Annotated in this window: 17 protein-coding genes; 9 read left to right on the top strand and 8 right to left on the bottom strand. The window is 71.8% G+C overall.

Translation table 11 applies throughout. The features are described 5' to 3' along the window. The first annotated feature begins 6 nt into the window (after positions 1 to 6). The 6 genes from AOM03_RS02190 to AOM03_RS02165 all read left to right on the top strand — a co-directional run bounded on the left by AOM03_RS02190 (position 7) and on the right by AOM03_RS02165 (position 6,849). Entirely contained in the window at positions 7 to 1,275 is a 1,269-nt protein-coding gene (locus AOM03_RS02190; RefSeq protein WP_062377842.1) for an acetyl-CoA C-acetyltransferase, read from the top strand. After that, entirely contained in the window at positions 1,275 to 2,636 is a 1,362-nt protein-coding gene (locus tag AOM03_RS02185; RefSeq protein WP_062377840.1) for a 3-oxoacyl-ACP reductase, read from the top strand. Before AOM03_RS02190 ends, AOM03_RS02185 begins: the two co-directional genes overlap by 1 nt. After that, positions 2,636 to 3,490, top strand: a complete 855-nt coding sequence (locus AOM03_RS02180) for a MaoC family dehydratase (RefSeq protein WP_062377838.1) — start codon at positions 2,636 to 2,638, stop codon at positions 3,488 to 3,490. The genes AOM03_RS02185 and AOM03_RS02180 overlap by 1 nt, the downstream gene beginning before the upstream one ends. Before the next feature lie 2 nt (positions 3,491 to 3,492). Further along, positions 3,493 to 4,035, top strand: coding sequence for a thioesterase family protein (locus AOM03_RS02175; RefSeq protein ID WP_227589896.1), 543 nt, complete (start codon positions 3,493 to 3,495; stop codon positions 4,033 to 4,035). After that, positions 4,035 to 5,786, top strand: a complete 1,752-nt coding sequence (locus tag AOM03_RS02170) for an AMP-binding protein (protein ID WP_227589855.1) — start codon at positions 4,035 to 4,037, stop codon at positions 5,784 to 5,786. The genes AOM03_RS02175 and AOM03_RS02170 overlap by 1 nt, the downstream gene beginning before the upstream one ends. Positions 5,787 to 5,883: 97 nt before the next feature. Then, positions 5,884 to 6,849 carry a glutaminase gene (locus tag AOM03_RS02165; RefSeq protein ID WP_062377831.1) on the top strand — a complete coding sequence of 322 codons (966 nt, stop codon included), beginning with the start codon at positions 5,884 to 5,886 and terminating at the stop codon, positions 6,847 to 6,849. On the opposite strand, the gene AOM03_RS02160 is transcribed toward AOM03_RS02165, so the two are convergent. From AOM03_RS02160 to nrdD, 3 genes are all read right to left on the bottom strand, one after another. Then, a complete protein-coding gene (locus tag AOM03_RS02160; RefSeq protein ID WP_062379099.1) occupies positions 6,850 to 8,010 on the bottom strand; it encodes an aminotransferase class I/II-fold pyridoxal phosphate-dependent enzyme in 1,161 nt (386 codons plus the stop codon). It abuts the gene before it with no gap. 217 nt (positions 8,011 to 8,227) lie between these two features. Continuing rightward, on the bottom strand, positions 8,228 to 8,791 hold the full coding sequence (gene nrdG / locus AOM03_RS02155) for an anaerobic ribonucleoside-triphosphate reductase activating protein (protein ID WP_062377830.1): 564 nt from the start codon (positions 8,789 to 8,791) through the stop codon (positions 8,228 to 8,230). Between the two features lie 5 nt (positions 8,792 to 8,796). Further along, positions 8,797 to 11,079 carry an anaerobic ribonucleoside-triphosphate reductase gene (gene nrdD, locus AOM03_RS02150; RefSeq protein WP_227589854.1) on the bottom strand — a complete coding sequence of 761 codons (2,283 nt, stop codon included), beginning with the start codon at positions 11,077 to 11,079 and terminating at the stop codon, positions 8,797 to 8,799. A gap of 368 nt (positions 11,080 to 11,447) precedes the next feature. Between nrdD and AOM03_RS02145 the strand changes: the two genes are divergently transcribed. Beyond that, a complete protein-coding gene (locus tag AOM03_RS02145; RefSeq protein WP_156157577.1) occupies positions 11,448 to 13,118 on the top strand; it encodes a M15 family metallopeptidase in 1,671 nt (556 codons plus the stop codon). 85 nt (positions 13,119 to 13,203) lie between these two features. On the opposite strand, the gene AOM03_RS02140 is transcribed toward AOM03_RS02145, so the two are convergent. After that, on the bottom strand, positions 13,204 to 14,271 hold the full coding sequence (locus AOM03_RS02140; protein WP_227589853.1) for a tRNA-dihydrouridine synthase: 1,068 nt from the start codon (positions 14,269 to 14,271) through the stop codon (positions 13,204 to 13,206). A 152-nt stretch (positions 14,272 to 14,423) separates the two neighbouring features. Between AOM03_RS02140 and AOM03_RS02135 the strand changes: the two genes are divergently transcribed. Then, positions 14,424 to 15,137: a Pr6Pr family membrane protein gene (locus AOM03_RS02135; protein WP_062377824.1), complete on the top strand. Its 714-nt coding sequence runs from the start codon at positions 14,424 to 14,426 to the stop codon at positions 15,135 to 15,137. Here the strand turns inward: AOM03_RS02135 and aceB are convergent. Both aceB and aceA read right to left on the bottom strand, forming a co-directional pair. Next, positions 15,104 to 16,723, bottom strand: a complete 1,620-nt coding sequence (aceB, locus tag AOM03_RS02130; RefSeq protein ID WP_062377822.1) for a malate synthase A — start codon at positions 16,721 to 16,723, stop codon at positions 15,104 to 15,106. The genes AOM03_RS02135 and aceB overlap by 34 nt on opposite strands. Before the next feature lie 23 nt (positions 16,724 to 16,746). After that, positions 16,747 to 18,057, bottom strand: coding sequence for an isocitrate lyase (gene aceA, locus AOM03_RS02125; protein ID WP_227589851.1), 1,311 nt, complete (start codon positions 18,055 to 18,057; stop codon positions 16,747 to 16,749). A gap of 134 nt (positions 18,058 to 18,191) precedes the next feature. On the opposite strand from aceA, the gene AOM03_RS02120 reads away from it, so the two are divergent. Then, entirely contained in the window at positions 18,192 to 19,667 is a 1,476-nt protein-coding gene (locus AOM03_RS02120; RefSeq protein ID WP_227589850.1) for a helix-turn-helix transcriptional regulator, read from the top strand. Positions 19,668 to 19,745: 78 nt separating this feature from the next. On the opposite strand, the gene AOM03_RS02115 is transcribed toward AOM03_RS02120, so the two are convergent. Together AOM03_RS02115 and AOM03_RS02110 are read right to left on the bottom strand one after the other, a co-directional pair. Further along, complete coding sequence (locus AOM03_RS02115) at positions 19,746 to 20,114, bottom strand: hypothetical protein (protein ID WP_062377818.1); 369 nt, start codon at positions 20,112 to 20,114, stop codon at positions 19,746 to 19,748. Positions 20,115 to 20,136: 22 nt separating this feature from the next. Next, positions 20,137 to 21,636, bottom strand: coding sequence for an HNH endonuclease signature motif containing protein (locus AOM03_RS02110; RefSeq protein ID WP_162197255.1), 1,500 nt, complete (start codon positions 21,634 to 21,636; stop codon positions 20,137 to 20,139). Positions 21,637 to 21,639 lie beyond the last annotated feature (3 nt).

The raw sequence follows: 21,639 nt of genomic DNA, 5'->3' as shown, positions 1-21,639 counted from the left end.
GGAACAATGAACCACGACGTCGTGGTCGTCGGCGGCAACCGCGTGCCCTTCACCAAGGGAGGCACGCACTACGCCGAGGCTTCGAATCATGACCTGCTGACCGCCGCGATCGACGGGCTCGTCGCCCGCTACGGCCTCGCCGGCACCCGCCTCGACGAGGTCGCGGGAGGTGCGGTCCTCAAGCACGCCAACGACTTCAACCTCACGCGCGAGGTGGTGCTGAGCTCCGCGCTCGCGCCCGAGACCCCCGCGGTGGATCTCCAGCAGGCCTGCGCCACCGGCCTCGAGACCACCATGTACATCGCGAACAAGATCGCGCTCGGCCAGGCCCGGGTGGGCATCGCGGCCGGCGTCGACTCCACGTCGGACGCCCCCATCGCGGTCTCCGACTCCCTGCGCCGCATCCTCCACGCGGCGAGCGGCGCGCGCACCGCGAAGGACCGCATCGGCATCCTCGCGAAGATCCGCCCCTCGCACCTGGCCCCCGTGCCGCCCCGCGTCTCCGAGCCTCGGACCGGGCTGACGATGGGCGAGCACCAGGCGATCACCACCAAGCGCTGGGGTGTCACGCGCGAGCAGCAGGATGAGATCGCGGTCGCGTCGCACCGCAACCTCGCCCGGGCCTGGGACGAGGGCTTCTTCGACGACCTGGTCACGCCGTACCTGAGCCTCGCCCGCGACGGCATCATGCGGCCCGACTCGTCGATGGAGAAGCTCGCGAAGCTCAAGCCGGCGTTCGGCGGGCCCGAGGGCACCATGACGGCGGGCAACTCGACGGCGCTGTCGGACGGCGCCGCGGCCGTCCTGCTCGCGTCGGCCGAGTACGCCGAGGAGAACCACCTGCCCGTCCTCGCCCGCGTGGTCGACGCCGAGGTCGCCGCCGTGGACCACCCCGGGGGCTCGGACCTGCTGATGGCGCCCGTGGGCGCGACCGGCCGCCTGCTCGCCCGCCAGGGGCTCACCGTCGACGACTTCGCCCTGGTGGAAATCCACGAGGCCTTCGCCGCCACGGTGGTCGCCACGCTCAAGGCCTGGGAGGACGCAGACTACTGCCGGTCGCTGGGCCTCGACGGCCCCATCGGGACGCTCGACACGTCCCGTCTCAACGTCAACGGCTCGTCGCTCGCCACCGGTCACCCCTTCGCGGCGACCGGCGCGCGCATCGTCCCCTCCCTCGCCAAGATGCTCGCGGCCAGGGGACCGGGGTCCAAGGGTCTGATCTCCGTCTGCGCCGCGGGCGGTCAAGGTGTCGTCGCGATTCTGGAGGCTGTGTGATGAAGGTGATCGAGAAGGCGTACTACTCCCCCGTCGGCAAGAAGGTCGCGGCCAAGGCCGGCCTGTCCGAGCCGCCGCGGCTGCGTCGGGGGCGCGACTACCCGCGCGGCCCGGTGGTGCTTGCGGCCCCGGCCGGATCCACGCTCGTGGCCGAGGCGCTCGAACTGCTGGGCCGCACCTCGGAGTCGCCGGTGCTCGACACGGGCGGCGACAAGGCGCCGGGCTACGGCGACCGCATCGGCGCCGTCGTGCTCGACGCCACGGGACTGACCGATCTCACCCAGCTCGAGGAACTCCGCCAGGTGCTGCGCCCCGCGATGCGGGCGATCGAGGGCTCGGGCCGCGTCATCATCGTCGGCTCGTCCCCCGAGGGCGACTGGGAGCGGCTCGCGCTCACGCAGGCCCTCGACGGCATCAACCGCACCGTGGCCAAGGAGCTGCGCAAGGGCGCCACCTCCAACCTCGTCTACGTCGACCCCGACGTCACGGCGGTGGACCTGCTGCCCACGCTCGCGTTCCTGCTCGAGGGCCGCTCGGCCTTCGTGGATGGCCAGGCGTGGACCGTGCGCGCGGCCGGCCTCGAGGAGGCCGACACGGTGGGAGGGCCCGCCGAGCGCCCGCTCGCGGGGCTCACCATCGCCGTCACGGGCGCGGCCCGGGGCATCGGCGAGGCGATCGCCCGCACCCTCGCGCGCGACGGCGCGGAGATCATCGCGATCGACATCCCGCCCGCGGGCGAGGCGCTCGCGAACGTCGCCAACGACATCGGCGGCGTCGCGCTGCAGCTCGACATCACGGCGCCCGATGCGGGCGAGAGGATCGCGGCGCTCGTGGCGGGCCGGGGCGGGAGCCTGCACGGCATCGTCCACAACGCCGGCGTCACCCGCGACAAGATGCTCGCCAACCTGGACCAGAAGAAGTGGGCCCAGGTGCTCGACATCAACCTCGCGGCGCAGCTGCGCATCAACAAGGTCCTGCTCGACCCGGCCACCCAGGGCGGCCTGGTCGACGGGGGACGCATCGTGGGCGTGTCCTCGATGGTGGGCTTCGGGGGCAACGCGGGACAGACCAACTACGCGGCCTCCAAGGCCGGCGTGATCGGCCTGGTCCGGGCCATGGCCCCGGACCTCGCGGCGCGCGGCATCACCATCAACGCGGTCGCCCCCGGCTTCATCGAGACGGAGATGACGCAGCTGATCCCGTTCGTCAAGCGCGAGGTGATGCGCCGCACCAACAGCCTCGACCAGGGCGGAAAGCCGGTCGACGTCGCGGAGACCATCGGGTACTTCCTCGACCCCCGCGCCGCCGGCGTCACGGGGCAGGTCATCCGCGTGTGCGGTCAGAACCTCATGGGGCAGTGATGGCGCAGGTCGTCCTGTCCGAGATTCCCCCGCTGGGCGCCGCGTTCGCGCGCGCCATGGTGCCCACGCGGGGTGCGGCGGTCCGCCTGCCCGAGCACTCGATCGTGATCTCGCGCGTGGACCAGGATCCGGTGCGGCTCGCCGCCTACAACCGGGTGTGCGGCTTCACGCTGCGCGATCACGTCGCCCCCACGTGGCTGCACGTCCTCACCTTCCCGCTCCACATCCATCTGCTGGGCGACAAGGCGTCGTCGATCAGGCTCATGGGCGCGGTGCACGTGAGCAACGCGATGACCCTGCACCGGCCCGTGCGGTTCGACGAGACGCTCACGCTCGAGGTGGGCGTGGGCAACCCCCGCGCCCACGCGAAGGGCGCGCTCATCGACCTGGTGGGCCAGGTCAGGGTGGGCGACGAGCCCGTGTGGGACGGGGTCAGCACGTACCTGTCGAGCTCCGCGAAGGTCGCGGGCGAGCCGCAGCCCGTCGAGCGGCTGCCGTTCGAGCCGGGCCAGCCCCAGGCCCTGTGGCGCCTGCCGTCCGACCTGGGCCGGCGCTACCGCGACGTGTCGGGCGATCCCAACCTCATCCACACGAACAGGCTCGCCGCGAAGGCGTTCGGGTTCCAGCGGCCCATCATCCACGGGATGTGGACCCACGCCCGGGCCCTCGCGGCGCTGGAGGGCCGGCTGCCGGACGCCTACACGGCGACCGTCGGCTTCGCGAAGCCCGTCCTGCTCCCGGGCACGGTCGGGTTCGCGGCCGCGCCCACCGAGCGCGGATTCAGCACCGCCGTCACCAACCGCGACGGCTCCAAGCCTCACATGCTCATGACCGTGGAGGCCGTGGGCCGGTGAACATGCTGTGGCGGGTCCTGTGGGTGCGGCTGACCGCCGCCCTGCGCCCGCGCCTCGGCCTGTGGGACACGGCGGTGACCCCGTTCCGTGTCCACGCGACCGATCTCGACGTGTACGCGCACATGAACAACGGGCGCTACCTGTCGATCCTGGACCTGGGCCGGCTGGACCTCATGGTCCGGTCCGGCCTGTGGCAGCGGCTCAAGCAGGCGGGCTGGTATCCGGTCGTGGCCGGACAGACCATCACCTACCGCCGCTCGCTCGAGCTGGGCCAGCGCTACGACGTCCACACCGCGGTGGTCGGCTTCGACGACCGGTGGTGCTACCTGGAGCAGCAGTTCCGGGTGGACGATGCGGTGCACGCCCACGCCGTCATCCGCGCCCGTTTCCTCCGCCGCGGCGGAGGCACGGTCGACACCGCCGAGCTCGCGCGACTCGCCGGTGAGATCCCGGATCACCTCGAGGTGCCCTCGTGGGTGGCAGAGTGGACCAGATGGACCCGCGTGCCGAATACCCGGAATTCGCACATCAACGGAGATGAGTGATGAGAAGCATGAATGACTCCCTGCCCCCCATCGGCGACCCCGTGAACGGCGCCGACCGCCCCTGGTACGCGTTCTATCCCCCCGAGGTGCCCCGCGTCATCGAGGTGCCGCCCGAGGCGTCGCTGGGCGAGATGGTCGCGCACACCGCGGCCCGCCACGGCGACAAGGTGGCCTTCACCAACCTGGGCGGCCAGCTCACGTTCAACGATGTCGACCGGCTCGCGAGCAAGTTCGCTGCCTTCCTCCAGCACGACCTGGGGCTGGCCAAGGGCGAGCGCATCGTCATCCAGATGCCCAACCTCATGCAGTACCCGGTGGCGCTCTACGGCGCGCTGCGCGCGGGACTCATCGTGGTCAACGCCAACCCGCTGTACACGGTGACCGAGCTGGCCGGCGTCTTCCGCGACGCGAAGCCCAAGGCGATCGTGGTGCTCGCGAACTTCGCGGACAAGATCGAGGAGGTCCTCCCGGAGACCACCATCGAGCACGTCATCGTCACCCAGGTGGCGGACATGCTCCCCCAGCCCAAGCGCGCGCTCATCAACTTCCTCGCCGCGAAGGTGAAGAAGATGGTCCCGGAGTACTCGATCCCGGGCGAGATCCGCTTCCCGGACGCCCTCGCCCGGGGCGAGCGCCACCAGGTCACCGACCCCGGCCTCACCAAGGACGACGTCGCGTTCCTCCAGTACACCGGCGGCACCACCGGCGGCGCGAAGGCGGCCGTGCTCACCCACGGGAACCTGCTCACCAACCAGGAGCAGTTCATGGCCCAGATCCGCAACACGCTGGGCGAGGAGAAGCAGTCGACCATCATCGCCGCGCTGCCGCTCTACCACGTGTTCGCGCTCACGGTGAATCTCATCGGCTTCTTCCGGTTCGGCGCGCGCAACGAGCTCATCACCAACCCGCGCGACCTGCCCGCCTTCGTCAAGACGCTGGGCAAGGTGCAGCCCGACGGCCTCATCCTGGTCAACACGCTGGCGGCCGCGCTCCTCGACGCCCCGGGCTTCAAGGACCTCGACTTCGGGCGCATGCGGCTGACGGTCGCGGGCGGCATGGCCGTGCGCACGGCGGTCGCCAAGCGCTGGCGCGAGGTCACCGGCTCGGACATCACCGAGGGCTACGGCCTCACCGAGGCCTCGCCCGTGGTGAGCGTCAACCCGACCCACATGCCGCCGCGGGTGGGCACCATCGGCGTGCCGCTGCCGTCCACGGACATCCGCATCTGCGACGACGACGGCAACGACGTCGCCCTGGGCACGCCCGGCGAGCTGTGGGTCCGGGGCCCCCAGGTGATGCGCGGCTACTGGAACAACGAGGAGGAGTCGCACCGGGTCATCACCGACGACCGTTGGCTCCTCACCGGCGACATCGCGACGCTGGACCAGGACGGCTTCCTCACCATCGTGGACCGCAAGAAGGAGATCATCGTCTGCTCGGGCTTCAACGTGTACCCGGGTGAGATCGAGGACGTCGCCTCGCTGCACCCGAAGGTCGCGGAGGCGGGCGCCATCCCCATCGCCGACGAGCGCGCCGGCGAGGTGCCCAAGCTCTTCGTGGTGCGCCGCGACGAGTCGCTCACCGAGGCCGAGCTCAAGGCCTTCCTCAAGGAGCGTCTCACCGGCTACAAGCGCCCCCGCTACATCGAGTTCATCGACGAGCTGCCCAAGACCAACGTGGGCAAGGTCCTGCGCCGCGCGCTGCGCGAGCGCGAGGCGCAGGCGACCGCGGAGGCTCCCGCCTCGTCCTGACCGGTCCGCGCCCCGTGCGCGTCGCATCGTCCCCTCGAAGGCCACCTTCGGGGGGACGATGCACGTCCGGGCCGGTCTTCCGTGGCACCATGCGTGGGTGTCCGAGTTCGCCGCCCGCCTTCGCGATGCCGTCCGCGCGTCCCGGGGCACGCGGGACGGGCGCGTCACGGACGTCTACCCGGCGCTGTCGCGCGTGAATCCCGGGTTGCGGGCTGCCGCGATGTGCGGGGCGCGACCCTTGTCCTCCGCGGCGGGCGAGGGACCCGCGGTGCCGGCCGCGGTGCGTGCCTCGACGACGGCCGGTGACGCGGACGCACCCTTCATCCTCATGTCCGTGGCCAAGCCCCTCACGCTCGCGCTCGCGGTCGACGCGCTCGGCGCCGACGCGGTCGAGGCGCTCACCGGCATGGCCGAGTCGCCCTACGCGTTCAACGACCCGGCCGCCATCACCGCGAGCCCGGACGGGCGCACCAGCCCGATGGTCAATCCGGGGGCGATCACGGTGGCGAGCCTGCTGGGCCGGGGATCCGTGGCGCTCGGGGAACGCCGGATCCTCGACGGGCTGTCGCGCTTCGCGGGGCGCTCGTTGGACGCCGACGAGACGATGGTCGACGCGATCCACGCCTCCAACCACCGCAACCGGCTGCTGGCGGGACTGCTCGCCGAGCGCAGGCTGCTCGGCTGCGACCTCGAGGACGCGCTCCACCTGTACACCTTGCAGTCCTGCGTCGAGGTGACGGTCGAGGACCTGGCGCGGATGGGCGCGGTGCTCGCCGGCGGCGGGATGGATCCGGTCACGGGTGCGCGGGTGGTGTCGGCGGAGGCGGCCGAGGTGGCGCTCGCGGCGATGACGCTCGCGGGCCTGTACGAGGCCTCGGCGTCGTGGCGGGGAACGGTGGGCCTGCCCGCCAAGAGCGGCATCGCGGGCGGGCTGGTCATGGTCTCCCCCGGCGTGGGAGCGCTCGCGGCGTACTCGCCGCCGCTCGACGTGGCCGGCAACCCGGTGGGAGCGCAGGCGATCGCGCGGGCCGTGGCGCCCGCGCTGCGCGCGCCGATCGCCTGACTACGCTTCCGCCGCCACCTCCGCGATGACCGGCAGCGCGCGCTCGAGCATGTCCGCCGTCGCGGTGAGCGAAATGCGGAACCAGCCCGGGCGCTCGAACAGGCTGCCGGGCATGACCAGCACGCCGCGGGCGGCGAGCTCCCGCGCGAAGGCGTCGCCGTCGTCGCGGGGCGCCCGCGCCCACACGTAGAAGGTGCTCTCGGGCGTCATCGCGTCGATGCCGGCCGCGCGCAGCGCCGGCACGGCGAGGTCGCGCCGGCGCTCGAGTGCCGCGACGTCGATGGAGACGTGCTCGAGCTCGGGCACCGCGTACTGCATGACCGCGTCGGGAAATCCCCACCCGATCGCGAGCTGGGTGGTGAAGAGCGCGCCTGCGAGATCTGCCCGATCCTCGTCGGGCAGGGCCGGCCCGAGCGCCAGATACCCCAGCCGCTGTCCGGGCGCGAGCAGGACCTTGCCGTAGCTGTAGTCGATGAGCGACCACGGGTACACCGTGGCCGGGCTCACGAACGAGGTACCGCCGTAGACGAGGCGCCGGTACGGCTCGTCGGACAGCAGCCAGATGCGTCGGCCGATGCGCGCGGAGGCCTCGTCGAGCGCCCTCGCCACCGCCTCGAGCTGGGCCCGCGGGTAGACCCGGCCCGTGGGGTTGTGCGGCGAGTTGACGATCACGATGCGCGTGCGGGCCGTGACGGCGGCGAGGATCGCCTCGACGTCGAGGTCGAAGTCCGGCGGTTCCAGGGCCGCCGCGACCGGCGTGAGCCCAGCCGTGCGCAGCATGGGCGGGTAGCAGAACCACCCCGGCACGGGGATGATCACCTCGTCGCCCGGCTCCGTGAGCAGGTGGAGCGCCAGCTCGATCGCGCCGAAGGCACCCTGGGTGAGCGCGATGTCCGCGGGCGCGAAGGGCGCGCCCAGCTCCCGGGTCAGCCCGGCGGCAATCGCCTCCTGCGCGGACGGCTGGCTCGTCGTGTAGGCGAACCACTCGTCGGTGCGGGGCTCCACCGCCGCTCGGATCGCGCCCACGAGACCCTCCAGCGGGGGTTCGTGGGGATTGCCGAACGTGAGGTCGACGACGCCGGGTCTCTGCGTCGCGGCCGCCACCTCGTCGAAGAAGGCCGTGACCTTCGCGATGTCCTCCTGCGCGCCGCGCGCCCGCATCGACAGCTCCACCCCGACCGCCCCCTTGCGAGGCGGGAGGATGCCGCCCCTCGGGCCATGCTCACCCCGCGGCCGGGTGCGTGTCCACCGCTCGACCCTCGGACGTCACCTCTCCACACGCCCCCACCGGAATGGGCATCTGTTGGTCGCTCTCAGCAGATGCTCGCGCGCCAGGGGTAGCTGGTTGTCGCACACGTGTGGAGAGGTGACTGGGGAGTCAGCCCAGCTGCGCCAGCCCCGCCCACTCGACGGCCTCGCCGGCGGCCAGCGACGCCTTCACGTCCACCACTCGCTGGTTGCGCGAGCCGCGGAAGGCCAGCGTCAGGTCCCGCTGAGCGATGTTGAACGGCCCATCGACCAGCACGTCGATCTGCTCGAGTAGCTCGCGCTTGTCCGCGCTGTCCGCCAGCAGCTGCTCGAACCGGTAGCCGCTCCAGCACCACACGTCCTTGCCGGGCAGCTCGGCGCGCATGCGCCGCACCACCGCGAGGCACACGCCGGTGTTGAGCATCGGCTCGCCGCCCAGGAGCGACAGCCCCTGGACGCCCGGGTGCGCGAGGTCCGCGAGGATCCGATCCTCGAGCTCCCGGTCGAAGGGCGCCCCGCAGCGGAAGCTCCACGCGTCCTCGTTGAAGCACCCGTCGCACGCGAACAGGCACCCGCTCACGTAGAGGCTGCACCGCACGCCCTCGCCGTCGACGAACGTGAACGGCTTGTAGTCCGCCACGTATCCCTGGCTCACCCTGTCGGCGAGCCAGGTCGGCTCGGGCGCGCGGTGCATAGGCCTCAGGCCTCCGGCGTCGCGATGCGGTCGACCAGGGCCGGGGGCACGCGCACGTCACCCGGCAGGTGCTTGACGCGCGAGGCGATCTCCTGGTGACGGCCGTGCACCATGGGCCGCTGCTGGGGGTTGCCCAGGTAGCCGCAGGTGCGCTTGACCACGTCGCAGGTGGCGGGGTTGGCGTTGCCGCACGCGGGGCACGCGAAGCCGCGGGCCGTCGGGTCGAAGTCGCCGGCGTAGCCGCACTCGAAGCAGCGGTCGATGGGCGTGTTGGTGCCCAGGTAGCCGATGCGGTCGTAGGCGTAGTCCCAGACGGCCTCGAGCGCCTTGGGGTTCTGGCGCAGGACGGGGTACTCGACGTAGTGGATGAACCCGCCCGAGGTGAAGGGGGCGTACTCGGCCTCGAAGTCGAGCTTCTCGAACGGCGTGGGGTTCTTGCGCACGTCGTAGTGGAACGAGTTGGTGTAGTAGTCCTTGTCGGTGATGTCCGTGATGGACCCGAACTGCTCCTTGTCCATGCGGGCGAAGCGGTCGGTGAGCGACTCGGACGGCGTCGAGTACACGGAGAAGTGGTAGCCGGACTCGTCGCCCCACTGCGCGGCCTTGGCCTTCATGGTGCCCAGCACCCGGAGGGTCAGCGCCTTGGCCTCGGGGTTCGACTCCCACGCGGGACCGAAGAACACGGTCGCCACCTCGTAGAGGCCGATGTACCCCATGGACACGGTCGCGCGCTTGTCACGGAACAGCTCGTCGACGTCGTCGGCCTTCTCCAGGCGCTTTCCGAACGCGCCGTACTGGTACAGGATGGGCGCGTTGCCGGGCTTGGCCTCCTTGCAACGCTCGATGCGGAAGGTCAGCGCGTCGTGGATGATGTCCAGGCGCTCCTCGAGCAGCTTCCAGAAGGCGCCCAGGTCGCCCTTCGACTGGATGGCGATGCGCGGCAGGTTGAGCGTCACGACGCCCAGGTTCATGCGGCCGTCGACCACGTCGTTGCCGTCGCCGTCGGTCCAGCCCTGCAGGAACGAGCGGCAGCCCATGGGCGCCTTGAACGAGCCGGTGATCTCGACGATCTTGTCGTAGCTGAGCATGTCCGGGTACATGCGCTTGGTGGCGCACTCGACGGCGAGCTGCTTGATGTCGTAGTTGGGGTCCTCGGACTCGAGGTTGAGACCGCGCTTCACCGTGAACAGGAGCTTGGGGAAGATCGCGGTGCGCTTCTCGCGGCCCAGGCCGCGGATGCGGATCTGCAGGATCGCCTTCTGGATCTCGCGCTCGTACCAGCCCTCGCCCAGGCCGAAGCCCACGGAGGTGAAGGGGGTCTGGCCGTTCGAGGTGAAGAGCGTGTTGATCTCGTACTCGAGCGACTGCATCGCGTCGTAGATGTCCTTGCGGGTCTTCTCCTCCGCGAAGGCCTGCTGCTTGGCGGGGTCGTCGATCCACTGCGCGGCGTCGGCCTCGTGCTTCGCGAAGTTCGCGGCGGCGTAGGGCGCGAGCAGCTCGTCGATGCGGTTGACGGTGCAGCCGCCGTACTGGCTCGAGGAGACGTTGGCGATGATCTGGGAGATCTGCGCGGTGGCGGTCTGGATCGACTTGGGCGGCTCCACCTGGGCGTTGCCGATGCGGAAGCCGGCCGACAGCATCGACTTGAAGTCGATGAGGCAGCAGTTCGTCATGGGCGAATAGGGGTGGTAGTCGAGGTCGTGGTAGTGGATGTCGCCCTTCTGGTGGGCGTTCGCCACGTGCGGCGGCAGCAGCTTGAGGCCGATCGACTTGCCCACGATGCCCGCGGTGAGGTCGCGCTGCGTGTTGAACACGTCCGCGTCCTTGTTCGCGTTCTCGTTCACCACGGACGAGTCCTTGCCCAGGAGCTTGCCGATGGTGTGGTTGATGTCCGTCGCCTTCGAGCGCGCGAAGTCGCGCTGGACGCGGTAGTCGATGTAGGAGCGCGCGACGTCGTACTCCCCCGAGTCGAGCAGGATGTGCTCGACCACGGACTGGATCTCGTAGATCTTCACGGTCTCGCTGAAGCGGGCGTCGAGCTCCGCGTCGATCTCGGCCACGAGCCGGTCGATCGTGCTCGTGTGCAGCGGCGTGAGGTCCCCGTAGACGTCGGCGAACGCCTTGGTGATCGCGTTGCGGATGCGCGCATCGTCGAAGGTGAGCGTGCGTCCGTCGCGCTTGATGACGGCGAGGTGCGGACGCTCGGTCGCACGGGCCGATGCGGTGGTCGCCTCAGACGCCGCCTGTCCAGGGGCTTCGGTCGTCGGGTCGATCTCGGTGGTGCTCACGGGTCTCCTCCTCCTGCGGCCTCGGCCGCGCTCCTCTTCCCTCGCCAAGGCCCTCAACCACTATATCTAGTGCCAGCCCGGTCCCGAGAACACTAGATGCGGGGGTTCCGGCATTCTGGGACCTTGGTCCCTGGCGTGCGGGCGGCGCGCCCGACACTCCGGGCGACCCTGGCGTGTTGCAGCCCTCGCGAACGAGCCGGGCGTCGCGCCAGATCCGGCACCCCACGGCGTGTCGCGACCTCGCCATGGTCCGAGGTCCCGACGTCCGGCGCGATAGCGGCGTTACCGTCGATGCAGTTTCGCGCCGGCGCGGGAGTCCCGCGCCCGCAGGCTCCCGGTCCGCGCCCCGCCCACGACCGAGAGCCTCGATGATTTCACGCCTTCCGCGCCGCCCCAGCCCGCCCGTGGCCGCCGCCATCGCCATCGCCACGTGCTTCGGGCTCGGCGTGGGCCTGCCGGCGAGCGTCCACCGGTACCGGGTGGACCAGACGGTGGCCGAGGCCCGCGTGCTCGCGGCCGCGGTCGCGGAGAGCCGGGCCAGCCTGGAGCTGTCGCTCGCCCGCGCGCGCCAGGCCGCCGACGACGCGGTCGAGGTCACCGGCCACGACGCCGTCGCGGAGGCGGCGGCCGAACTCGAGACGGCCGCCTCGGAGGCCGCCCGCACGGCGACCGCGCACGCGGTGGTCATCGACGCACCGGTTTCGTTGACGAGCCGCACCGTCGAGACGACCGCCTCGCCGGCCGCATCCGCTTCACCGGCTGCTTCCGCCTCGCCGGCCACCGCCGCTTCACCGGGCGCCGCCGCTTCACCGGACGCATCCGTCTCGCCGACCGCTTCCGCCTCGCCGTCGGCCGCGCCGGCCTCCCCCAACGCCACGGCCACCGCCACGCTCGGCGGGACCGCGACGACGCCCGCGGCCGCCACGCCGTTCCCCACGGTCGAGCAGACGGCCACCGGCGCATCGTCCGACGAGGAGGAGGGCCCCGCCGCCATCCTGGCCGACCAGACGCTGCGCGAGGTGTTGGCGGGCGACACCGACCTCGCCACCGCGAGGGAGGCCCTCGCGCAGCTGCAGGACGCCGCCGTCGCGCTCGACCAGGAGGCGCGCAACGTCGAGGGCTCGGCGGCCGCGCTCGAGGAGGCGGCAGCGGGGGCGCTCCTGGAGCGCGCCGTCGTCGAACTCGACGACCTGCTGGACGCCGCCGCCGCTTCCGCCGCAGGCGCGACGGACACGATCGCCGCCGTCGCCGGCGAGGTGGCGCAGGAGGGCACTGTCGATCGTCTCGACGCGGCGCGAGAGGCGCTCGTCAAGGTCGCCGAGGAGGAGGCCGACCGCACCGACCACGAGAACGTCTCCGCCTTCGCCGCGGAGCTGGGCGACGCGCATGAGGCGCTCGTGGCCGCCGAGGAGGCGGTGGCGGACTCGCACGAGGCATGGGTGGAGCAGGAGAATGCGCGCCGCGAGGCGGAGAACGAGGCCCGCACCGAGGCGCATCGCCAGGCGGTCGCCCGCGCCAGGGCCGGGCGTCGGTCGGCGCTGGCGGAGGCCGTCGCCGAGCACCAGGATGGCTGGGAGGGTGCCCCTCCTGGGACCCGCTACCGCAACGGTCGCTTGCCCGCTCACGAGCTCTGCGCCGTCCCGTTCGCGACCGCCCACCAGCTGGAGTGCGCGGCCGCGCAGGCGCTGGCCGACGCCGACGCCGCGTACCTCGCACAGTCCGGGCGCCACCTGGGACTCATCAGCTCGTACCGTTCGTACGCGGCGCAGGTGACCACCCGCGCGCGACGGGGCGGCTACGCCGCCGTCCCCGGCACCTCGAACCACGGATGGGGCCTCGCGGTCGACCTCGACGCGGCCTCCGCGACATGGCTGCGCGCGCACGGCGAGGACTACGGCTGGGTCCACCCGAGGTGGGCGCGGCCCGGCGGCTCGAAGCCCGAGTCGTGGCACCTCGAGTACGTTGCCCCGCACGTCCCGGCCGCGGAGGTCCCCGCGGAGCCGGAGCTCCTCGACCCGGTCGAGAACGTCCTCGGCTGACCTGGGCGCCCCTGCCGAGCGGGTTCAGCACAACCGAGCGAGTACGCGCGACCGAGCGGTTTCATGGCGGCAGCGCGCGAGCCGCTCAGCCGAGCGCGCGAACCTTGGCGCCCAGCGCGGGGTCGATCATGGCGCCGGTGGCGCTCATCACGGCGTCGGCGCCCGCCGCGCGCAGGGCCGAGTAGTCGTCCGCGGTGAGCACGCCGCCCACGCCCACGATCGTGAAGCCGTCGCCGGCCTCGCGCAGCCGCGCGAGCCGCTCGACCATCTCGAGGCCCGCCCAGCGAATGGCGCCGCCGCACACCCCGGCCACCTCACGGCCGGAGCCGGGCAGCGCCTGGGCGCCGTCGGCATCGACCAGGCGCGCGGGGATGGTGTTGATCGCGGCGTAGCCGTCCACGATCCCCCGGGTGGCCTCGACGAACCCGGCGAGCGCCGCATCGTCCCTGAAGTAGGCCATCTTGAGCAGGAGCGGAAGGTCGCCGATCTCCTCCTTGATGGCCGCGGCGATGCGCACCACGGACTCCGTGTCGAAGCACAGGAGGTTGCCGGTGCCCTCGTTGGGACAGCTGAGGTTGACCTCGAGCACGCGCGCGCCGGTCTCCGCGGCCAGGCGGGCGGCCGTCACGTGGTCGGCGACGTAGGCGGCGGCACGGTCGGCGACGCCGGGCGCGGGGTGGGTGCCCTGGAAGGAGCCGACGAGCAGTTGCCCCTCCCCCGCGGCCGCGACCGCGGCGGCCATGTCGGGCTGCCAGACGTCGGGATCGCGCGAGGGCACGCCGAAGGAGTTGGAGATCGAGGTCGCCCGGCTCAGGTCGCCGTCCGCGAGCAGCGGCGCCCCGGCCTTGTCGAGGGTGAGCTGACCCTCCACGTGCACATTCAGCACGTTGGGGAACGGGTGGCACGGGTAGGCGCCGGTGCGCACCGTCTTGTAGACGTTGACGTCGAAGCCCTGCCGGAAGGCCGCCTCGCAGAACGCCGCGTTCACCAGCGGCCCCGCGGGGATTCCGAAGGGACGATGCACGGGGTGACCCAGGAACACCTCGTGCGGCGAGTCCGCGGCAAGGACCGCATCGTCCCCGGCGAAGGCGCCGAAGGGGCCGTTCGCGTAGTTGTCCTCGTAGGTCAGGGTGGGATCGTAGAACCAGCGCACGAGCATCAAAGATATCGCGCGCGACCCCGTCCGCGCCGCCCCGTGCCCGTCCCACGTGTCGCGGGCCTCCTCGCGCGCAGATCGTGTCGGGAAAGTCACAAAATATGCGCGCTTGAGCCTTGCTCGCGCCAAGGAAGCGTAAAGTCCGTGGGGTGAGCAACGAAGCCACCTTCACCAGAATCCTGCGACTCCTCGGAGCCGCCATCATCACGTTCGCCCTCGCCGTCCAGGCCTGGGCGGACCTCACGTACGGCACGTTCACGTGGGGTCAGCTGCCGGGCTACTTCACGCCGCTGGCGAACCTCGCGGGCATCGTGGCGCTGGTCGCCGCCGCGGTCGTGGGCGGGCGTGAGCCGCGGTGGGTCGCGCTCCTCCGGGTGAACGCCGCGACGTATCTGGTGATCGTGGGCGCCGTGTACTGGGCCATGCTCGCCTCGTACGCGCAGCCGCTGTTCCCGTGGGCGAACGCGATCCTCCACGGCGGCGCCGGGGTGATGCTCGCCGCCGACTGGCTGCTCGTGCGGCCGCGGGTCCGCCTGCCGCTGTCGAGCCTGTGGAGCGTGCTGTCGCTGCCGGCCGTGTGGGTGTCCTACCTGATGGTGCGGGCCTTCCTCGACGGCTGGGTGCCGTATCCCTTCCTGGACCCGGCGCGCGGAGTCCTGGCGATCACCGCGACGCTCGCGGCCATCTCCGCCGCGGGCCTGGCGGTCGCGGCCGTGCTGCACGGCACGGCGCGGATGAGGCCGTTCCCGGCCCCGCTCCGCGCCGTGCGTGCGGCGACTCCCGCATCGTCCCCCCGCGGCGGCGCCACCCCCGTCGCCGCCGTGACGGCTCAGACCGCCACCGGCTCCTCGCGCGGCAGGTAGCGCGTGTAGGCCGGCACCGTGAGGAACGTGGGGAACTCCTCCCCCAGCGCCACCTCACGGAGCAGCTCGGCCGCTTCCTCGAGCCGGTCGCCGTCGAAGCGCGGCGCCTGCTGGAGGACGTCCGTCAGGACCGCCTCCACATAGGTCGCCGTGACCCGCGTGCCGTCGGCGGTCTCGACGCCGTTGCGCACCCACTGCCACAGCTGCGAGCGGCTGATCTCCGCGGTCGCGACGTCCTCCATGAGGTTGTCGATCGCGGCCGCCCCGGTGCCCCGCAGCCAGCTCTCCAGGTAGCGCAGGCCCGCGAGCACGTTGGCCCGGACCCCCGCATCGGTCACCTTTCCCCCGGGCACGGCGACGTCGAGCAGCTGCGCGGCGGTGACGTGCACGTCGTCCCGTCGGCGGTCCATCTGGTGGGGCCGGTCGCCCAGCACCGCGTCGAACTCCGCCTGCGCCACCGCGACCAGGCCCGGGTGCGCCACCCAGGATCCGTCGAAGCCGTCGCCGGCCTCGCGCCGCTTGTCCGCGGCCACCTGGGCGAGGGCCCGCTCGGTCACCTCGGGGTCGCGGCGGTTGGGGATGAAGGCGCTCATGCCGCCGATCGCCTGCGCGCCGCGGCGGTGGCACGTGGAGACCAGCAGCTCCGTGTAGGCCCGCATGAACGGCACGGTCATCGTGACCGATGCACGGTCCGGCAGCACGAACGCCTCGCCCCGCTCCCGGTAGGTCTTGATGATCGAGAAGATGTAGTCCCAGCGGCCGGCGTTCAGCCCGGCGCAGTGGTCCCGCAGCTCGTAGAGCATCTCCTCCATCTCGAAGGCGGCCGGGTAGGTCTCGATCAGCATGGTCGCGCGGATGGTGCCGTACGGCAGCCCGGTGAACTCCTCGGCGAAGGTGAACACGTCGTTCCACAGCCGCGCCTCGAGGTGGCTCTCCATCTTGGGCAGGTAGACGTACGGCCCCGTGCCGGTCGCGATGAGCGCCTCCGCGTTGTGCAGGAAGTAGAGGGCGAAGTCGACGAGCGCGCCGGACGTGGGGTGACGGTGGCCGTGCGGGTCCACGTGGAGCAGGTGGCTCTCGGTGAGGTGCCAGCCGCGCGGGCGGAAGACGATCGTGGGCGTCGTCCGGCCGAGCCGGTACTCCTTGCCCTCCGGGCTCACGTAGTCGATGCGCCGACGGATGGCGTCCGCGAGGTTGAGCTGGCCCTCGATGACGTTCTCCCACGTGGGCGTGTTGGCGTCCTCGTGATCCGCGAGCCACACCTTGGCGCCGGAGTTCATGGCGTTGATGGTCATCTTCCGGTCGGTGGGGCCGGTGATCTCGACGCGACGGTCGTGAAGGCCGGGGCCGGGGCCCGCCACGCGCCAGTCCGGGTCCTCGCGCACGGCGCGGGTCTCGGGCAGGAAACCCAGGTCGGCGCCGTCGGACACGGCCCGGGCGCGCTCGTGGCGGGCCTGGAGCAGGTCGGCGCGCGTGCCGGCGAAGCGGCGGTGCAGCTTCGCGAGGAACTCGAGCGCCTCGTCCGTGAGGACCTCGTGGTACCGCTCGCCCATCGGCGCGGCGATCTCGATGTGGGTGTTGCACATGGCGGGCTCCTTTCGGCGGCCTGCTAGAACTGCTCGGATTCGGTGGATCCCACCAGCGCGAGGGTGGACGCTGCGGGGTTGAGCGCGGTGGCGACGCGGTCGAAGTATCCCGTGCCCACCTCGGCCTGGTGCTTGGTCGCCGTGTAGCCGCGCGGCTCGGCGGCGAACTCGGCCTCCTGGAGCCGGACGTACGCGCTCATCTGGGTGGCCGCGTAGTCCTGAGCGAGCTCGAACATGCCGTGGTTGAGCGAGTGGAAGCCGGCCAGGGTGATGAACTGGAAGGCGTAGCCCATCGCGGCGAGTTCGCGCTGGAACTTGGCGATCTGGTCGTCGTCCAGGTGACGGCGCCAGTTGAAGCTGGGCGAGCAGTTGTAGGACAGCTGCTGGTCGGGGAACTTCGCGTGGATCGCGTCGGCGAAGCGGCGCGCGAGCTCGAGGTCGGGCGCGGCCGACTCGACCCACAGCATGTCCGCGTACTCCGCGTAGGCGAGGCCGCGTGCGATGACCGGCTCGATCCCGTTGCGGATCACGTGGAATCCCTCGGCGGTGCGCTCCCCGGTGAGGAAGGGCTTGTCGCGCTCGTCGACGTCGGACGTGATGAGGGTCGCGGCGAGCGCGTCGGTGCGGGCGATGATCACGGACGGAGCGTCGGCGACGTCCGCGGCGAGCCGGGCCGCGCTCAGGGTACGGATGTGCTGGCCGGTCGGGACGAGCACCTTGCCGCCCATGTGGCCGCACTTCTTCTCGGAGGCGAGCTGGTCCTCCCAGTGGACGCCCGCGGCGCCGGCCTGGATCATGCCGTGCATGAGCTCGTAGGCGTTGAGCGGTCCGCCAAAGCCGGCCTCCGCGTCCGCCACGATGGGCGCCATCCACTCGCGCGACGTGGTGCCGGTCTCCGCGAACTCGATCTGGGCGGCGCGGCTGAGCGCGTTGTTGATGCGACGCACCACCGCGGGCACCGAGTTGGCCGGGTAGAGGCTCTGGTCGGGGTAGGTCTGACCCGACAGGTTGGCGTCGGCGGCCACCTGCCATCCCGACAGGTAGATGGCCTTGAGGCCGGCGCGGACCTGCTGGACCGCCTGGTTGCCGGTGAGGGCGCCGAGCGCGGCGACCCACTCGTCGCGGCGGTCGCGGTTGGTCTCGACCATGTCCCACAGCGCCTCGGCGCCGCGGCGGGCCAGGGTGGCCTCCTCGCGGACCGGCCCGCGCAGGGCGATGACGTCCTGGGCCGAGTAGTCGCGACGGACGTTGGCCCAGCGGGGGCTCCACTCCCATTCGGCCTCGAGGTCGGCCGCGGTCTGGGTCTGGTCGCCGGGGCGGATCATGGGGGACATTCGGTGCTCCTTCGCGTGCATCGGTGGGTGACACCTCGAACGTAGGCAACGCGCGGGCGCCTTTTCGGGGCCCGTGACCAAGAATTTCCGCCCGTTTTCTGGCGCTCGCAATTCCCTCGTGCCAGGGTGGGGTCATGGAGACGCCGATGCACGGCACGCGCCTCGAGGACGAGGCCGGGCCCACTCCCCTGACCATCGGCCGGCAGGTGCGTCGGCTCCGACTCGCGCGCGGACTCACGGTGCAGCAGCTGGGCGAGGCAATCGGGAGGGCCGCCTCCCAGATCTCCGTCATCGAGAACGGGCGACGCGAGCTCCGCGTGGGCGAGCTCAAGCGGCTCGCCGAGGCGCTCGACGCGACGCTCGACGATCTGCTGGATCCGCGCCCGCCCTCGAGGCGCGATGCCCTCGAGATCGAGCTTGCGCAGATTCAGGACGGGCCGCTGTATGCGTCGCTCGAGCTTCCCGCGCTCGCGGCTCGCAAGTCCCTGCCCGATGCCGCCATCGAGACGATCCTCGCGCTGCATGCGGAACTGGTGAGGCTCCACGAGCGACGCGCCGCCACCCCCGAGGAGGCCCGCCGGGCCAACACGGAACTGCGTGCCGACCAGCGCGAGCGTCACAACTACTACCCGGACCTCGAGGCCCGGGCCCGGGAGCTGCTCGAGGCCATCGACCACCGGGGCGGCCCGCTGTCGCACTCCGCGGTCTCCCGCCTGGCCGGGCACCTCGGTTTCGACCTCCACTACGTCCACGACCTCCCGGTCACGACCCGCTCCGTCACCGACGCGCGCCACGGCCGGATCTACCTGCCCATCCGGGGCTCCGGCGGCGGGCGCAGGCTGGTGCTGCTCCAGGCCATCGCCGGATCGGTGCTCGGGCACGAGGAGCCCCGCGACTACGGGGATCTGCTGCGCCAGCGGGTCGAGGCCAACTACCTCGCCGGTGCCCTGATGATGCCGGAGCAGTCGGCGGCGGAGATGCTGGGGCGCGCCAAGGCCGAGCGGGACCTCTCCGTCGAGGATCTCCGCGACGCGTTCGCGGTGAGTTACGAGGCCGCCGCGCATCGCTTCACCAACCTCGCGACCGAGCACCTGGGCCTGCCGGTGCACTTCCTCAAGGTCTCCGCCTCCGGGGTGGTGACCAAGGTCTACGAGAACGACGGGGTCAAGTTTCCGCAGGATCCGCTCGGCCACGTCGAGGGCCAGCGCGTCTGTCGCCAGTGGAGCGCCCGGCAGGTGTTCGAGCGGTCCGACCGCTACGGCATCTACCACCAATACACGGACAAGCCCAACGGGACCTACTGGTGCACCTCCGCGGTGCAGACGGACACCACCGGCGACTTCTCCGTCTCGGTGGGCACGCAGTACGCGCACTCGAAGTGGTTCCGGGGTCGAGACACCACCACGCGACGCTACTCGAGTTGCCCGGAGCCGGCCTGCTGCAAGGCGCCGCGGCCGGAGCTTGCCACCCGCTGGGACGGGCTGTCGCTGCCGTCCGCGAGGATCAACTCGTCGCTGCTCGCGGCCACGCCCGCCGAGTCCGCCACCGGCATCGACCGGGTGGCGGTCTACGAGTTCCTTCAGGAGCACGCGCCGGCCGTGATCGAGTAGGCCGAGATCGAGCAGCCGGGACCGAGCAGACAACGAGTGGCCAGGTAGACGGCGGACCCCGCCCGTCCCAGCGCGGGTCTACTCCGACAGGTCCTCGGGCAGCACGTCGTCAGCCACCCAGCCCTCCGGAAGCACGTCGTCTCCCCACAGCGCGTCCTCCGCCGCGGCGGCGCGCGCCCGCGCCCGGATGGCGGTCGTCGCGGCCACCGCAGTCACGAACCCGGCCACGATGATCGCCAGGCCACCGAGCAGAATCGCCGCTCCCGCACCACCCTCGATCGTGACGCTCCCCGAGTAGGTGGGCGGCGCGGAGTTCTTGGCGCACTTCTCGACGCCCCTCGTGGCCCCGCCTTTCCAGCGCGGCCGAGGACCCGCCTCCGCGGGCGCCTGCGTCGATGCGTCCTTGCGGCACGAGCGCCGCCCGTCCTTGCCTGCCCCGATGCTCATGGTTCGACCCTAGCCCGCGTGGTCATGTGCGCAAGGGCGCATGAGCCTCGCCTGTGCCGCCACGCACGCCCGTGCCGGCAGGCGGTGGTGGAGGTGGATCAGGGAGTGCGGCGGCGTCGAAGCGATGGCGACCGCCGAGGACGGCCGTGCGCGCGGGATCGTGGCTCCCGGGCGGACGGAACCAGACGGTGTTGTCGTGAACCTCGATGGTCCAGTCGGTGTCGTGCAGCCGCATGTGACACGACCGGCACAGGAGCACGCCATTGGACAGATCCGTGGGGCCTCCGGCGCTGACGGGGAGGATGTGGTGGGCCTCGCACCACGACGGCGCCGCATGGCACCAGGCACAGCCACCGTCGCGCACCGCCAGGGCCCGCCGCTGCGCATGGGTGAAGAACCTCGCGGCGGCACCCACGTCGAGCACCTCCGACCGGGTCCCGAGCACCACCGGTATCACCTGCGCGTCCGCGGCCAGGCGCCGCGCCAACCCGGCCGACACCGGTCCACCCGCCTGGTCGCAGGACGCGAGCCCGCCCCCGCCCGTGAGCTGATCGAGCGTCATGGTCACGGTCACGGTCGCCCTCACGCCGCCGCCCGCCTCGCAGCCTGTCGCGTGGGAGGCCAGCACCGCGAGCGCGTCGACGTTCAGCTGGCCGGCGGTGCGCTCCTCGTTCTCGCCGGCGCGCCGGGCCTGCTGGAACGCCTGGCGACGGGCCGCGTCGAGGTACGCGATGAAGGGCGCGGCCGATGCGGGATCGAGTTGGCCGCGCACCTGCACCATCCCGTCGCGATCGGCCTGGATCGACAGGTACCTCTCCTTGCGCTGGCGTGCCTCCTTCTGCTTCCACCCCTCAGGGTCGCCGTGCGCCTCCTCCCACAGGCAGGCCTGCCACAGATCCCGCAGCGTCATGACCTGCGCCTTCCTCACGAGCCGCAGCTCCACCTGCCACAGCGCGCCCCCGTCGAGCACCGGCTGCAATCGCGTCAGCGTCAGACGCACCCTCGACGCGGCATCCACGGAGACCTTTCCGGCCCACACCGCCCATGCCAGCGAACCCTCGACCGGCCCGTGCGCACGTTCGCGGGGGCGTTGCTGCTGTGAGTCCGACTCATCGTCCACGTCGTCATCGTCAGGGTCGTCAGTGTCATCAGTGTCGTCGTCGGCACCGTCGGCACCGTCGGGGTCGCCCCGGTCGTGGTCGCTATCGCCCTGGTCATCGTCGTCCGGATCGGGCGGGTCCTCCTCCGGATCCGCGGCCATGCCCGCCTCGATCAGCCGGTGCGCCTCCGCGAGCGTGCCCGTGAGCAGCGCCGCGATGAGCCGCTCGGCCGATCCGTGTCCCGCCTTCTTCGCGAATCCCGTCACCCGGGACGGCGACCGACGCTTGGCCTGCGCCGCCAACGGCGCCGCGTACACCCGCGCCTCATTGATCAGGCGGCAGGCGCGCTCCAGCGCGACCCACAGCTCGTCGTCGTCCAACTCGCGGGAGTCCGCGCCGTCGTGCGCGCCCAGATCCGCCACGAC

The sequence above is a fragment of the Demequina pelophila genome, from assembly GCF_000971175.1.
Taxonomy (GTDB): Bacteria; Actinomycetota; Actinomycetes; order Actinomycetales; family Demequinaceae; genus Demequina; species Demequina pelophila.
This window is presented reverse-complemented; position numbering and strand designations above follow the sequence as displayed.